Raw genomic sequence first — 14,684 nt, forward strand, 5'->3', positions numbered from 1 at the left:
TTAACAGCTCAGATACGCGGAAGTTTGAAGTGTGGAAACTTGGTTAAGTTAACGTAGTATTGTAATTTTATGAAAATACAGTGGCTTATATGTGTTTTGCGCGTTGCTGTGGTGTGGTGCTAGTTACGATTTTCATGATTAAAAATTATGGGTTTGAACGAATTATTGTTCAAGATTCAAGGAAAAAATGAAACCATACCTCCATTTTGGAGATATGGTTCTTATTATTTATTCACATTGTGTAAGCGCATCTTTTGCAAAATGACCGCGTAATGCAAGGAAGTTCTTTTGTACATCCGACGCATTTAAATCAAAATTGTGCGCTGAACTTGTACCATCTTTGGCAAAGGTTGCTGTACCACCTGAAATAAGGGTTAAGCCTTTAAATGACCATTGTTCAACCGATTTTGCTTCTTCTAAATTGCCTGTAAATTCAATCACGCATTTATCTACAAATTTAGTCAGTTTTGCTTTGTTATCTGTGGTATCTGGGTAGACATCAATGTTTTGAACTTCTTGTAATACACCTGTTTCAAGTTGTGGAATCGTTGGTGCAGATGTACATGCAGAAAGTGTTATACCCGCAAGACCAGTCAAAAGGAATGCTTTCAATTTCATAAGGTTCATTCTTGTTGAGTGTTGTTGGATTGAGTATAGGGAATTGGTGAATTATTGGCTATAGATTTAAGTCTTAAACCTAAATTCAACTTCATTCACTTAATATTTAACGTTTATAGGCCGCACTTCCTGGACCAACGGCATTGATGCTGACTTGGCGTGATGGATGGGTGCTTTTTTGATAATACACTTTCGAATTCGGCCCATAAATATTGATTTTATTGACTGATTCTACATAGACCATTGTATTTGGACCTGCAACCGTAATCATCGGGCAACTGCCTTTTAGAGTAATACGGCTATCTGGAGCAGGAATATTCACTGAGCGTCCTGCGCAATCATAACTTGCAACGGTATCGGGTGAAGAAATGCTGATTTGGGAATGAGTCATTTCCGTTCCAGCATTTGCAGAAGAAAAAGATAGAATCAATAGTCCAAAGCTAAGTAATTTTTTATTCATCTTTATTTAAAACGAGATATTGAGTGCAATGCCAGATCTTTTTCACATTGATGTATTAAGAAGTGATTTCGCTTGGTGATTTATCTAATGTTTCAAACCGTCTCATTGAATTATCAGTACGTTATCCTAAATATACAATGAAGCCTTAGCTGGTTTATTTAGCGATTAAAGTTTTGGCAAAAAGAACAACAACACAAGGCCACCCAATACTCCACCGATAATGAGCCAATCTTTCTTACGCATATCAGCAACACGAATTATTGAAAAATACAGACTGCTAAAAAATAGAAAAACAAAGACAAATAACACAAGGGGGTTATTGAATATAAATTTAGTACTGCCAAATAAAACGAAAATGGTTGTGCTCGACAACCAATACACCAAACTTAAAACAAATTTTGAAAGCGTTAAGTAACGCACAGTGCGGTCTAATCTGGGCAAAGTCACCGCAACGATGATGATTCCAATAAATCCACCCAAAACAGAAATAATCAAAAAGAATAAAGCACCCATATCTGGCTTGTTTGGAATGTATGGATAAACCTTCCAAAGGTAAAAGCTGCATGCCATCAGGACTGCATGTAAGATAAAAAGATAGAGATCTGGGCGGTAAGGATGATTGACTGTAATACTTTTCATATATTGTTCTTATCAAAAAATCCCGCTATTTCTAACAGGATTTTACCTAGATTTCAAACGGCATAAAAAAACCCGCTTTAAAGCGGGTTTTTAATGAATACTTAAACTTAGTGTTGAAGTACCGAAATATCAGCCACTTTCGTGAACAAGTCACGAAGCTGTGCAAGCATACGTAAACGGTTCGCTTTTAGGTCAGCATCATCTGCCATCACCATTACACCGTCAAAGAATGCATCGACTGGCGCACGAAGTGCAGCAAGTGCAGAAAGGGCAGCAGTGTAGTCCTTCGCAGCAAATAACGGCTCAACTACAGGTGTGATTTTTGCAAGTTCAGCGAACAATGCTTTTTCAGCATCTTCAACCAAGTTTGCTTCAACCACAGCACCTTCAGGCGCAGCTTCTTTCGCAAGAATATTGGCAACACGTTTGTTTGCAGCAGCAAGTGCAGCAGCTTCAGGGAGGTCACGGAAATGATTTACCGCATTTACACGTTTGTCAAAATCGAGTGGTGATTTTGGAGAAAGTGCTTGAACAGCTTGAATCACATCTACAGCCACGCCTTGGTCTTCGTATTTCGCACGGTAACGACCTTCAAGGAATGCAACAGCATCGTTTAAAGTCTTGCCGTGATCTTTCAATACATCGCCATAAGCAGCAAGTGCAAGTTTGATTAGATCTTCAATCGAAACATCTAAATCATTTTCAGTCACAAGACGCAAGATACCAATGGCTGAACGACGTAGTGCAAATGGGTCTTTAGAACCTGTCGGCGCTTGACCAATACCAAAAATACCTGTCAATGTATCTAAACGGTCAGCAAGTGCAAGCGTTGTACCGGTTTTAGTTTTTGGTAAAACGTCACCTGCAAATTTAGGTAAGTATTGTTCACCTAAAGATTCAGCAACTTCATCATTTTCGCCTTCAATACGTGCGTAGTAAGTACCCGCAATACCTTGAAGCTCAGGGAATTCACCCACAAGTTCAGACGTTAAGTCGCATTTTGCAAGGAGTGCAGCTTTTTCAGCATCTGCTGGGTTTGCACCTGTGATAGCCGACAAAGCCACAGCCAATTTAGCAATACGTTCAGACTTGTTCCATAGTGTGCCAAGTTCTGCTTGGAACACCATGTTTGCAAGTTTCTCTTTACGAGCTGCAAGCGGTTGCTTTTGGTCTTGTAAGAAGAAGAATTCAGCATCTGACAAACGTGGACGAACGACTTTTTCGTTACCTTCAATAATTTGAGACGGATCTTTCGACTCAATGTTTGACACGGTAATGAAGTAAGGTTGAAGCTTATTGTCGGCATTTACTAAGCAGAAGTACTTTTGGTTGTCCTGCATCGTTGTGATCAACGCTTCTTGCGGCACAGCAAGGAAACGTTCTTCAAAGCTTGCACGAAGCGCAACTGGCCATTCAACCAATGCTGTTACTTCGTCACGTAAGTCCGCAGGGACAATCGCAATGGCATTTACTTCATCAGCCAAAGCTTTGACTTGTTGGTCGATGATGGCTTGGCGCTCTTCAAAGTTTGCAATCACTTTTGCAGTACGCAGGGCATCAAGATAAGCATCGGCATTTGCAAGTGTAATTGCTTCAGGAGCATGGAAACGGTGACCATAAGTCACGTTGCCTGCTTGATGATCTTGAATGGTTGCTTCAATTACATCACTGTCTTTCAACAAAACAACCCATTTTACAGGACGTACAAACTCAGTACGGCTTGCAGCAGAACGCATGCGTTTTGCGATAGGTAGGTTATCTAAAGCGTGTTGTAAAATTTGAGGAAGTAAAACATCAAGGCTTTGACCTTTTACATCTTTTAAGTAGCACACTTTTTCAACTTTACCTGCTTGGAAAGTTGATACTTGATCAACCGTAATGCCTTGACCGCGCATAAAGCCTTCAAGTGCTTTGGTCGGTTTGCCTTCGGCATCAAATGCTGCTTGTTTCGCAGGGCCATCAAAACGTTTTTGTGTGTCGGCTTGTGCAGCATCGACATTCACAATTTTAAGCGCAAGGCGGCGTGGTGCTGCATAAGCTTCGATTGAATCGAATGCTAGACCTGCGTCTTTTAAGCCTTTTACCGTTTCTGCATGAAGCGCATCACGTAATTTTTTTAAGCTTTTTGGTGGAAGTTCTTCGCAGCCTAATTCGAACAATACTGTATGTTTAGACATTATTTGCTCTCCTTAGATTCTACTTTTGCTTCCGCTTCAACTTGTGCTTTTAACTGAGCTAATACTTCGTCACGTAAAGCTGGTTCTGCCATTGGGAAGCCCAGCTTCGCACGTGCAGCAACATAACTTTGCGCAATCGCACGAGCCAATGTACGTACACGTAAAATATAACGTTGACGTTCAGTTACTGAAATTGCGCCACGTGCATCAAGCAAGTTAAAGCTATGAGATGCTTTAATCACTTGTTCGTATGCAGGAAGTGGAAGTTCAGCTTCCATTAAACGAGTTGCTTCAGCTTCATAGAAGTCAAATAGCTCAAACATTTTTTCAACGTTGGCATATTCAAAGTTATAGGTAGATTGCTCAACTTCATTTTGATGGAATACATCGCCGTAAGTCACTGTACCAAATTGACCTTTAGTCCAAACCAAGTCGTAAACTGAATCTACGCCTTGAAGGTACATTGCTAAACGTTCAAGACCGTAAGTGATTTCGCCAGTCACTGGGTAGCATTCAACGCCACCGACTTGTTGGAAGTAAGTGAACTGAGTCACTTCCATACCGTTTAACCAAACTTCCCAACCTAAGCCCCAAGCACCCAGTGTTGGAGATTCCCAGTTGTCTTCCACGAAACGAATGTCGTGAACAAGGGTATCAATACCAATGGCTTTTAATGAATCTAAGTACAACTGTTGGATGTTGTCTGGGTTTGGCTTCAACACGACTTGGAATTGGTAGTAGTGTTGTAGACGATTCGGGTTCTCACCATAACGGCCATCTTTAGGACGACGAGAAGGCTGAACATAAGCCGCGTTCCAAGTTTCAGGGCCTAAAGCACGTAGGAAAGTTGCAGTGTGGAAAGTACCTGCACCCATTTCCATATCGTAAGGTTGTAACACTACACAACCTTGTTCAGCCCAGTAGTTTTGTAAGGCAAGAATTAAGCCTTGGAAGGTATCAATATGCGATATGGCGCGACTCATGGTCATCCACTTAAAATTAGATAAAAATTGTGCTCAATTATAAGGATTTTGGGGGTGTGTGGCAAAGGGTTAATCATTCTTGAATCAAGCTTTGATGTTTTAATGATGCGCAGAATTTTATATTTTCCTATTGTACAGAATAAAAACGAAGTTACTTGTGGCATAAAGTGGATGAATAAATTGAATGATGAGCGATAACAATGTTTAAGAAGTCTTTTATTGTGATAAGTATGGTGCTATCTGCCTGTAGTACGACGCCTGTAGCTTTGTATTCAGATTCATCACTTCACGCTTCAAAAATTGCGACTATTACAAATTCTTGCAACGCGGAATGTAAGAATTTGATTAAACAGCAGTTAGTGGTCAGCTCAAAGTATCAAATGAGCGAAGGTCTTTTGCTTGAGGTCAATGGTCAGCAGGGGACGCGAAAAGTCACACGAGGAATGGCTTTTGACTCACCTATTCACGGACGGTTTACCACCGCTGTAGAACAGGGAAAAACTGAGCTCGTCATTGATCATAATTCACAGCTAGTTATCGCTCGTCCAGCTCGATTCGCTGTTGATTTATTGGGTGGGCATAATTATGTGATTGGACGTATTCGAGTTGAACGAATCCCTTCGGCTTATTATGAATGGTTTCCTATTGTGTATGATAAAACAGCTCAGAAAATTATTTATGGCAGTGAAGATTTAATTGATCAAGATGAATAAGCTGACCGCCTAAATGTTCCTTTGTTTTAGTGAGTACAGATGTGAGCGCTGATAGATTTTTTATTTTAATTATCAGTAACATATAATGAGAATTTTAGGCTCATTTCTTGGGATAAAACTACGCAAGTAAGCGGCGTATACATCATTCAAAAGAATCAAAAGTAAAATTTATAAGATAAAGATGTAAGTTGAATACATCTTATTGCTTGCATGGCTTTATAATTGCCACATCTCGCAAAACAACAAACAAGGTATCTCGTGTTTCACGCAAAATCAGCTTGGCTCAATACGCTTAAACCCAACTTTAAAGTTCTGCCTTTAAAAGACCGCATCCTGTGTGGGGTAGGTGCTTTGCTGGGCCTGAGTATTTCTTCACTGATCAGTTGGCTGGCGCTAGATGACTTAAATGCGTGGTATATCGCCCCGATGGGCGCATCGTCCGTACTGCTCTTTGCTGTACCTGCCAGCCCATTGGCACAGCCGTGGAATATGGTAGTCGGTAATAGTCTTGCGGCCTTGATTGGCGTGACGTGTGCGATGTTTATTCCTAATTTAACCGAAGCATTTAGTATCGCGGTTGCATTAGCGATTATCTTAATGATGACCACAGACTCATTGCATCCACCAAGTGGAGCCGTGGCGATTACAGCGGTATTGGGCGGAGAGGCAGTCCATGATTTAGGCTATGCCTTTCTTTTTTATCCAGTCCTTTTAAATTCGGTCCTCTTGATGGTGGTTGCTATCATTTATAACCGATTACTAGGCAAGCAGTATCCACAAAAAGCACAAGTCAATACTCGGACGACAGATCCAACACCGACACAAAAAGTGTCGATTCAGCCAGCGGATATTCAGCAAGTCTTAGAACAGCAAAGTCAGTTGCTTGATATTAGTGAATATGACTTACAAAAAATTATTTTAGAAGCACAGCAATTAGCCAGTCGTCGTGGCCTAAGCCAGTTTCATTGTCGTGACATCATGAGTCAGCAAGTGATTACCCTGCGTGCAGAAGATGATATTCAGTCAGCATTGGAAAAGTTTAAACAAGTCAATTTGATGAGTTTGCCTGTGGTGAGTGATTTGGATCGCTTGGTGGGAAATTTGGCTTTATATGATGTAGTGGAATGGTTTAAACGTGCCGCAGACCCCAAAGCCAGTTGGGAAAATCACGTTTATCAAATTATGAATCCCAAAGTGGTGACTGTGCAGCCTGATCAACCGATTGAAGACTTGGTACCATATTTTGTGGAAAGATCTTTTAATTATATTCCAGTTGTTGAGCAAAAACGGTTGGTGGGAATGATTAGCCGTGCCGATATGATTGCCGCCTTATATCAACAGTTAAATCAGCAAACAAAATCTTAAGCCTTAAACTTTGATTTAAATTCATCAGACTTAAATATGGCTTTGCCAATATATAGGCAAAAAAAAGCTACGGAATCTTGGGGGAGAAACCGTAGCGACCAAACTGGGTCAAAGGATTTTAACGTCTGTCATCATTCACAGCACGAATAGGGTCTGAATAGCCATTGGTACGGAAAAAGTTATCTTGTGCTTTAGGCATGACTAACCATAAAACCAAGTACACCAAAATACCGGGAAAGGCTGCGCTTAAGCATGATACAAAGATAAAAATAATACGCAGTAAATTTGCGTTCCAACCAAAACGTTCAGCAATACCCCCCATCACACCAGCAATCATGTTAGAGCGGTTTGAGCGATATAAACCAACATTGGCCATTCAGGTCTCCTTCAAAAAAAGAATAAATTTGAATATTTCCAAATTCATATTATAGAAATGGTGACAAGCTTTGCGATTTAAAGGGTGCAGAAAAAAAATTAAGTAAAGTTATGTAATTTGAAGAATTGGTTTGATTAGTTTGCCTTTAAAATAGCTTGAGTATTAATTAAATATCAACGATAACAATGAGATATGATTAACATATATCGCAAATATATGTATACAGCGTTGATTTTTTGATTACAATATTAAGTCAGCAAGAACTGAAAAAACCAATGAATGATTGGTCTTGGCACATTATATGAAAACATCGGCTTCACCTTTTTTGATGAAATTTGCATATCTTTCAGTGTTTGCAGGAGTGTTCAGCCTCTCTTTTATTGGTTGTAGTCCAACGCCTCAACCCGCAGCGGATAAGGGTGAAAGTTCGGCATCAACTGTCGCATCGGAAGTTCAAGCGAAGCAAGATCATGGAAAAAAATTAACCCAAGTGGCAGGGCAGGCGACATTGCCGAATGATGATGAATTAAAGTCAGCTCCTGTTCCTGAACATGCCAAAATTTTTATTGGACGTTTTCATGCTAAAGTAAAATGCGATGACAGTTTTATTCCATGCCCAGAAGGCGATGCGGAGTTCATCCTCAACTTATTACCAGATGGCACGGTACACCGCAGTATTATTCAAATTGGAAAAGTATTTGCTGAAAAAACCAATACGCCAGGCATTAATGTGAAATATCGTAAGGATACGTGGAGTGTCAATGAAGCACATACCGAGCTGGTGGTTCATCGAAAAGAAGGCGTGAATTTTTATTATCACGTGATTAATGAAAATAAAATCACTATGGATTTAGACAAAATTCGTCAAGGTGAAGTCGATCGAAATCAGGAATTATTTTCTAAAGGTTATCCTCAGCCTCAACATGCCTATACTTTGGTGAAAGACCCAAATTAAATACTGCGAATGAAGTAAATAAAATTATAAATTGCGTTTGAGTATCGGCGTGAAATTCGTAGTTCTTGGCTAATCGAATGCAACTAGCTTATAAAAAATTGAATTATTAATACGATATAGTTAAGACAAAACAGAATTGGTGGGTTGTGTGGGGTTCGAACCCACGACCAATAGATTAAGAGTCTACTGCTCTACCAACTGAGCTAACAACCCTGGGAAAATTTTAAAAGAGCATTTTAAAATTTTAGCAAGATAAACGAAGCGCGTAGTTTTGAATACTAGGGAATATTTGTTATCTAAAATTTTTCAGGTCAAATACTTCATCTAGCAAGACAAGAATGATACTTCGCAACATCGCTATAGCAAAATTTCGAGAATGGCGAATCAAAACCAATAATGGTGATGGTTTGTCTTGGTCGGAACCTGCAGGTTTCTTTTTCTTCAACTGCCGGAAGAAAGAAGCCCTAAGAAAGAATGGTGGGTCGTCCGCGACTCGAACGCGGGACCAATAGATTAAAAGTCTACTGCTCTACCAACTGAGCTAACGACCCTTAGGGGGTATGCACAAGATTGTAATCTAAAACTGGCATTTTAGAAAGATGGTGGGTCGTCCGCGACTCGAACGCGGGACCAATAGATTAAAAGTCTACTGCTCTACCAACTGAGCTAACGACCCATCTTGTGGTATCGAAGGAAATGGTGGGTCGTCCGCGACTCGAACGCGGGACCAATAGATTAAAAGTCTACTGCTCTACCAACTGAGCTAACGACCCATTTCGCTTGATGGTGCGTATTGTAGCAAGATCTGCTTCAAGCGCAAGTAAAAATTCATAAACTTGCTTGTGTTTGATTATAAATACAACAAAGTAGCTCATTTTAGCGGATATCTGTCGCTAAAATGAGCGCTATTTGCTTAAAAACGGTATTTATATGCCTGAATATTGGCATAAATTTCAGGAGTTAAATCACAGTAAGCAGTTGCATTTGGCAGCAATACCAATAAACGTTCATCAGTTTGCTTAGGATCAAAAGCTTGTTCTTTCAGCTTGTTTTTTTGGTATTTAAATGTGCCTGTGGTTTCGACTTTTTTCTGTACACGTAAAAATACTGGCACGGCATAAGCTGGTAAGCATTTTTTAAATTGCAGAACCATTTCACTACAATCTTGTTCGTTGAGTTCGGCACCATCGGTGAGCGTGATGGCAGCCATACCTGCACGGCCATTGGTATCTGGAATTTCTACGCCATAAACCACAGCTTCAGCAATTTTATCGTACTCACTCACCATGTTTTCAACTTCAGTGGTTGAAACGTTTTCACCTTTCCAGCGGAAAGTATCACCTAGACGGTCGACAAATTGTGCATGGCGGAAGCCAATGTCACGAACCAAGTCACCAGTGTTGAAGTATGAATCACCATGCTTAAATACATCTTTCATAATGACGGATTTGTTTTTTTCCGTGTCGGTATAGCCATCAAAAGGTGAGCGACGGGTAATTTTACCGATGAGTAAGCCGACTTCACCTTTTTTGACTTTAATGCAGCGACCTTTAGCATCATGTACAGCTTCATTTTTTTCTTTATCAAACTGAATAATCGCATAAGGCGTTGGTGAAAAACCAACGGTATTGTCGAAGTTAAACACATTACTAAAGCCGACGTTGCCTTCACTTGAAGCATAGAGTTCAAGGACTTCTTCGACCCCAAAGCGTTCTTTAAACTTATCCCAAATGTTTGGTCGCATGCCGTTACCAATCATTTTTTTCACACGATGGCCTTTTTCAAGGTCTGAATGTGGAGCATCCATCAAATAACGGCAAAGTTCACCCACATAGCCAATGGCTGACGCATCAAACTTTTGTACATCTTTCCAAAACGATGAGGTGGAAAACTTGCGACGCAGGGCAAGGGTGGCGCTACCGGCAATCACCCCACACCAACAAACTACAGTGCCTGTAGCGTGATAGAGCGGCAAAGTTACGTACATCACATCATCTTTATTCAGATTAAGGACGTGACCATATGTTCCATAAGCCAAAGTCCAACGGCTGTTGGTGAAAATCACCGCTTTAGGTAAGCCTGTTGTCCCAGAGGTGTAGATATAAAATAGACCGTCTTTGCCTTTTACACTTGCAGTGGTGGGTGTGTTGAACTTTGGAAATTCATCAATCGCTTCTGCAAGGTTTAAGAAGCCTTTAGGTGCTTGACCAGCATCTACACGAGTGGCTTGATCTGCGAACCAATGTAAACGATCTGCAGCTACACTGAGATCACCACGAATCTCTTCTACGGCTTGACGGCATTCTTCGCCCACAATTACCGCAATTGGGTTTACTAAGTTGATGCTGTGTGTCAGGACTTTGCCGACTTGTGATGTGTTGACCAAAGCACTGGTGACGCCAATTTTGGCTAAAGCTACGATGGTTGCCACGAGTTCAGATCGGTTTTCGATCATCACCGCAATCACATCACCTTTTTTTGCACCGAGTGCAAGGTAATAGTGACCAATTTGATTGGCCCATTCATTGAGTTCGTTATAGGTATATTTTTGCTCTTCAAAATAAAGCGCATAACCTTTAGGATTACGCTTTACGGCTTTTTCAAATGCAATTCCCAAGCCTGCGGAAGTATTTGGGGTACGTAAATAGGCTTGCTTTAGACCACTCAACAGGTTGGGTACTTTGCTAATGAACGCGGGAATTTTTGCTGCAACATCAGCAATCCCAATAAGGTCGTGTTGTGTAGTTTGGCTCATGTGAATCCTATTTATTTTTCGTAATCCGATACGGTCTATTTCTTTGCAATGAAATTTGCAGCAAATTCTACAATTGTCTTTTAATCGTTTCGATCTAGTGCAATCAACCTAATTTGACAAAAGTATCAAAAAAAAACCAGTCACCGAAATGACTGGATTTTTTTATTCACCTGCAAAATAGCAAATTACTGCTCAGTTGCGGTGTTTGCTTTTTTCGGTGGACGACCGCGAGGACGACGAGGGCGTGCAGGTTTTTCACCTTCAGCGGCCGAGTTTTCGTCTACAGGAACCTCAACTTTCTTTTCCGCTTCAACGGCTTGAGCTTTTTCTTCTACTGGTTTAGTAGGAGCTTCAGACACTTCTTCCGTCTTTTCAGGCTGCGCACTCACATCCAGTTCAGCTTGAACGGGTGTCGGTACTTCAGCTTGAACGGGTTCAGGTGCTTCAGTTTGACCTGCAACGTCGGATACATTGGCTTCAACTGTAGCAGCTTTAGCTTCTGCAACTACAGGCGCCTCAATAGCAGTGTCTGCGACAGGCGTAGCTTCCACCTCAGCATGTGCTTTTGCTTGGTCTTGTTTCGCTTGTTCAGCGGCAAGTTTAGCAAGGCGACGACGCTCACGTGGGTCATTAGCAACACGTTTATCTGACACAGGCTTTGGTGGTGTCAAATCCAACATTGGCGCTGGTTCAGCTTCAGGTGCAGCTTTTGTAACTTGAACATCACGAGTGACAGGCTTTTTCTCTACAGCTGCTTCAGCTGCAGGTGCAGTCAAAGTCGCGGCATATTCTTCCGTGAATTTTTGCAATGCACGGTTGAATGTTGGAATTAAGCCAAATTGCTCAATCAGTACTGAGCAGTCTTCACCGTATACATGCTTAATCAAGCTGCTTACAGTGTATTGACCCAGTGTCGGCACTTGAGATGGCGAAATTTTCGGAGCCTGTGCTTGTTGAGCGCGAGCTGCACGTTGTTCGCGGCGGCGTTGACGTGGGTCATTGCTTGCACGAGACGGTTTTTGCTGAGCATGCTGTGGTTTATGTCCTACTTCTTTTGTTTCAGTCGCAGGTTTTTCCACTTTTTCTGCTTCAACGACAGCGGCTTTTTGGACTACTGGGGTTTCTACAGGTTTTTCAACTGCTGGGGCAGTATTTAGCGCTACGATTTCGCTTTGAGCTTGATCAACATTTACTACAAGTGCTGTTGGTATCACGTCTTGACGTGGTGCATCAACAACTTCAACTTTAGGTTGACGTTGATTGCGGTTTTCAGATTGTTGCTCAGTTGCAACTTCCTGAGCAATCACTTGCTCGTTCAATACGCTTTGATCGCGGTGGCGATTTGGGCGATTTGGACGTTGTTGGTTGTTGCGGTCACGACGTGGAACAGACTGCGGTTGTTCATTGTTTTGAACATCGTGCTGTACTTGTTCATTGTTATGTTGACGGCGTGAGTTACGACGGTTTTCACGTTGGTCTTGACGGTTGTCTTGGCGCGGTTCTTGACGTTCAGAACGTTGCTCTTGGCGTTCGTTTTGACGTGCTTCGTTATTACGCTGTTCTTGACGGTCTTGACGTGAAGGTTGTAACACTTCTTCATGAACTTGATGCGATTGAGCTTCTTGTTCACGTGGTTCTTTATGCTTAGTACGCTTTTTGTTGTGACGTTTTTCTTCACGGTCAGCTTTTTCTGAATGGCTGTCACGTTCTTGTTTGTGCACAACAGAAGAAGGCGCAAGGTAAGCATTATTGTCTACGACAACAACAGGCGCTGCCGATGCAGGGGTAATTTGACCAAACTGGCCACGGCTTGCAGCACCGCTATTTACCATTTGTTCAATTGCAGCAGCGGCATTGTTTGCAGTACGCGACTGGTCAACGGTTGCAGCTTGTTTTTGAACAAATAAGTTTTCTAACCATGCACATGGACTAGATGATGCTGCAGGAGCGGCAACTTGTGCAGGTGCTTGTTGAGCAGCAACGGGTTGTTGCTTATTCTTTTTGTGGCCTTTTTCTTGTTGTTGTACAGGTGCTTGTTGCTGAGCAGCAGCGGCCTGTTCTTCACCTAAATGCCATTCAGATGCTTCGTAACCCAATTCTTTTTCGCTAGAACGTGTCGCTTCAGTGCGTTCATAGCTTGTTGGTGCAAAACCTTCAGGGTTATACGAAATTTCGTAATGTGGTGTTTCTAGGTGAGGGTGTGGAAGTACAGTCACACGAACATTTGAAGTTTGTTCAAGATATACAAGGCTGTGACGCTTTTCATTCAATAAGAATGCAGCAATTTCAACAGGCACTTCAACTTGAACTTCACCATGACGTTCACGTAGCGCAATTTCTTCCACTTTACGCATAATTGAAAGTGATAAAGAACGTAGGTCACGTACCATACCTGTGCCATGACAGCGTGGGCACACATAACCAGTGGCTTCTTCAAGCGATGGGCGTAAGCGTTGACGGCTCATTTCCATCAAACCAAAGCGTGACAATTGACCGAATTGGATACGTGCACGGTCACTTTGTGTTGCTTCACGAAGTTTAGCTTCAACCATACGTTGGTTACGGTCTTTGGTCATGTCGATGAAGTCGATCACAACCAAACCACCGATATCACGTAAACGTAATTGGCGAGAGATTTCTTCAGCAGCTTCAAGGTTGGTATTGAGCGCTGTATCTTCTACGTCGCTACCACGTGTTGATTTTGCAGAGTTAATATCAATTGAAACCAATGCTTCAGTTTGGTCAATCACAATTGAACCACCAGAAGGAAGTTTTACTTCACGTTCATAGGCAGTTTGGATTTGACTTTCGATACCAAAATGAGCGAATAACGGTTCATTTAACGTATAGGTTTTTAATTTGTCGATTTGACGTGGCATCACTGCTTTAACAAAGTTATACGCTTCGTTATACGCTTGCTCAGAGTCAATCAGAATTTCAGCAACATCATCACGTAAATAGTCACGAATTGCACGTGTAACCACACCGGCTTCTTGGTGAACCAACATTGGTGATGGACCTGAACTTGATGTGCTTTGGATTTGTGCCCAAAGGTCAAGCAAGTGTTGCAGGTCAAGTTGCAGTTCTTCTTGAGAACGACCAATACCTGCAGTACGTACAATCACGCTCATGCCACGAGGGACATTTAAAGACGCCAACATTTCTTTCAATTCTTCACGAACTGAACCTGAAATTTGACGGCTAATACCGCCACCTTTCGGGTTGTTTGGCATTAAGACCAAATAACGACCAGCAAGTGAGATAAATGTAGAAAGGGCAGCACCTTTATTACCACGCTCTTCTTTTTCCACTTGAACTAAAAGCTCAGTGCCTTCAGTGATCAATTCGCGGATGTTTGAAGTTTGGCGAGGATCAGCTTTGTAATAAGAGTTAGCAATTTCGCGCATCGACAAGAAGCCTTGACGACCTGCACCGTATTCAACAAATACAGCTTCTAAAGACGGCTCTACGCGAGTCACATGACCTTTATAGATATTCGATTTTTTTTGTTCACGGGTACGATTCTCTAAGTCAAAATCGTAAAGACGCTGACCAGTGACAAGTGCAACGCGAATTTCTTCGGCATGTGTTGCATTAATCAACATACGTTTCATGGGTGTAACACCTAATAGTGATACACAGA

At 41.6% G+C, this 14,684-nt stretch carries 11 protein-coding genes and 4 tRNA genes; 3 read left to right on the forward strand and 12 right to left on the reverse strand.

Annotated elements, in window-relative coordinates:
- Positions 1-228 precede the first annotated feature (228 nt).
- The 5 genes from FTU29_RS11655 to glyQ form a co-directional block, all read right to left on the reverse strand.
- Positions 229-618: a hypothetical protein gene (locus FTU29_RS11655; RefSeq protein WP_180121973.1), complete on the reverse strand. Its 390-nt coding sequence runs from the start codon at positions 616-618 to the stop codon at positions 229-231.
- A gap of 106 nt (positions 619-724) precedes the next feature.
- Positions 725-1,009, reverse strand: coding sequence for a DUF3060 domain-containing protein (locus FTU29_RS11660; protein WP_180121975.1), 285 nt, complete (start codon positions 1,007-1,009; stop codon positions 725-727).
- 234 nt (positions 1,010-1,243) lie between these two features.
- The gene (locus FTU29_RS11665; protein ID WP_180121977.1) at positions 1,244-1,717 is read right to left on the reverse strand and encodes a hypothetical protein; all 474 of its coding nucleotides are present in this window, start codon (positions 1,715-1,717) and stop codon (positions 1,244-1,246) included.
- A gap of 107 nt (positions 1,718-1,824) precedes the next feature.
- Entirely contained in the window at positions 1,825-3,894 is a 2,070-nt protein-coding gene (gene glyS, locus FTU29_RS11670; RefSeq protein WP_180121979.1) for a glycine--tRNA ligase subunit beta, read from the reverse strand.
- The gene (glyQ, locus tag FTU29_RS11675) at positions 3,894-4,877 is read right to left on the reverse strand and encodes a glycine--tRNA ligase subunit alpha (protein ID WP_078192785.1); all 984 of its coding nucleotides are present in this window, start codon (positions 4,875-4,877) and stop codon (positions 3,894-3,896) included. Before glyQ ends, glyS begins: the two co-directional genes overlap by 1 nt.
- Before the next feature lie 200 nt (positions 4,878-5,077).
- Here glyQ and FTU29_RS11680 point away from each other — a divergent pair, with 200 nt between their 5' ends.
- Positions 5,078-5,590, forward strand: coding sequence for a hypothetical protein (locus FTU29_RS11680; protein WP_180093243.1), 513 nt, complete (start codon positions 5,078-5,080; stop codon positions 5,588-5,590).
- A gap of 258 nt (positions 5,591-5,848) precedes the next feature.
- The gene (locus tag FTU29_RS11685) at positions 5,849-6,955 is read left to right on the forward strand and encodes an HPP family protein (protein ID WP_078192783.1); all 1,107 of its coding nucleotides are present in this window, start codon (positions 5,849-5,851) and stop codon (positions 6,953-6,955) included.
- Positions 6,956-7,073: 118 nt separating this feature from the next.
- Here the strand turns inward: FTU29_RS11685 and FTU29_RS11690 are convergent, their stop codons facing one another.
- Entirely contained in the window at positions 7,074-7,331 is a 258-nt protein-coding gene (locus FTU29_RS11690) for a PspC domain-containing protein (RefSeq protein WP_180121981.1), read from the reverse strand.
- Between the two features lie 301 nt (positions 7,332-7,632).
- Between FTU29_RS11690 and FTU29_RS11695 the strand changes: the two genes are divergently transcribed.
- Positions 7,633-8,286, forward strand: coding sequence for a hypothetical protein (locus FTU29_RS11695; RefSeq protein WP_257226926.1), 654 nt, complete (start codon positions 7,633-7,635; stop codon positions 8,284-8,286).
- A gap of 137 nt (positions 8,287-8,423) precedes the next feature.
- On the opposite strand, the gene FTU29_RS11700 is transcribed toward FTU29_RS11695, so the two are convergent.
- The 6 genes from FTU29_RS11700 to FTU29_RS11725 all read right to left on the reverse strand — a co-directional run bounded on the left by FTU29_RS11700 (position 8,424) and on the right by FTU29_RS11725 (position 14,655).
- Positions 8,424-8,499, reverse strand: a tRNA-Lys gene (locus tag FTU29_RS11700).
- 262 nt (positions 8,500-8,761) lie between these two features.
- Positions 8,762-8,837 (reverse strand) — tRNA-Lys (locus FTU29_RS11705).
- 49 nt (positions 8,838-8,886) lie between these two features.
- A tRNA-Lys gene (locus FTU29_RS11710) sits at positions 8,887-8,962 on the reverse strand.
- Between the two features lie 21 nt (positions 8,963-8,983).
- Positions 8,984-9,059, reverse strand: a tRNA-Lys gene (locus FTU29_RS11715).
- A gap of 140 nt (positions 9,060-9,199) precedes the next feature.
- A complete protein-coding gene (locus FTU29_RS11720; RefSeq protein WP_078192782.1) occupies positions 9,200-11,041 on the reverse strand; it encodes a long-chain-acyl-CoA synthetase in 1,842 nt (613 codons plus the stop codon).
- Between the two features lie 185 nt (positions 11,042-11,226).
- Complete coding sequence (locus FTU29_RS11725; RefSeq protein WP_180122055.1) at positions 11,227-14,655, reverse strand: Rne/Rng family ribonuclease; 3,429 nt, start codon at positions 14,653-14,655, stop codon at positions 11,227-11,229.
- Positions 14,656-14,684: the final 29 nt, after the last annotated feature.

This window comes from Acinetobacter sp. YH12086 (assembly GCF_013419345.1).
Lineage (GTDB): Bacteria > Pseudomonadota > Gammaproteobacteria > Pseudomonadales > Moraxellaceae > Acinetobacter > Acinetobacter amyesii.

Coding starts and splice junctions, on each gene's coding strand:
- FTU29_RS11655 (WP_180121973.1), bottom strand. CDS start 618: ATGAAATTGAAAGCATTCCTTTTGACTGGTCTTGCGGGTATAACACTT.
- FTU29_RS11660 (WP_180121975.1), bottom strand. CDS start 1,009: ATGACTCATTCCCAAATCAGCATTTCTTCACCCGATACCGTTGCAAGT.
- FTU29_RS11665 (WP_180121977.1), bottom strand. CDS start 1,717: ATGAAAAGTATTACAGTCAATCATCCTTACCGCCCAGATCTCTATCTT.
- glyS (WP_180121979.1), bottom strand. CDS start 3,894: ATGTCTAAACATACAGTATTGTTCGAATTAGGCTGCGAAGAACTTCCA.
- glyQ (WP_078192785.1), bottom strand. CDS start 4,877: ATGAGTCGCGCCATATCGCATATTGATACCTTCCAAGGCTTAATTCTT.
- FTU29_RS11680 (WP_180093243.1), top strand. CDS start 5,078: ATGTTTAAGAAGTCTTTTATTGTGATAAGTATGGTGCTATCTGCCTGT.
- FTU29_RS11690 (WP_180121981.1), bottom strand. CDS start 7,331: ATGGCCAATGTTGGTTTATATCGCTCAAACCGCTCTAACATGATTGCT.
- FTU29_RS11695 (WP_257226926.1), top strand. CDS start 7,633: ATGAAAACATCGGCTTCACCTTTTTTGATGAAATTTGCATATCTTTCA.
- FTU29_RS11720 (WP_078192782.1), bottom strand. CDS start 11,041: ATGAGCCAAACTACACAACACGACCTTATTGGGATTGCTGATGTTGCA.
- FTU29_RS11725 (WP_180122055.1), bottom strand. CDS start 14,655: ATGAAACGTATGTTGATTAATGCAACACATGCCGAAGAAATTCGCGTT.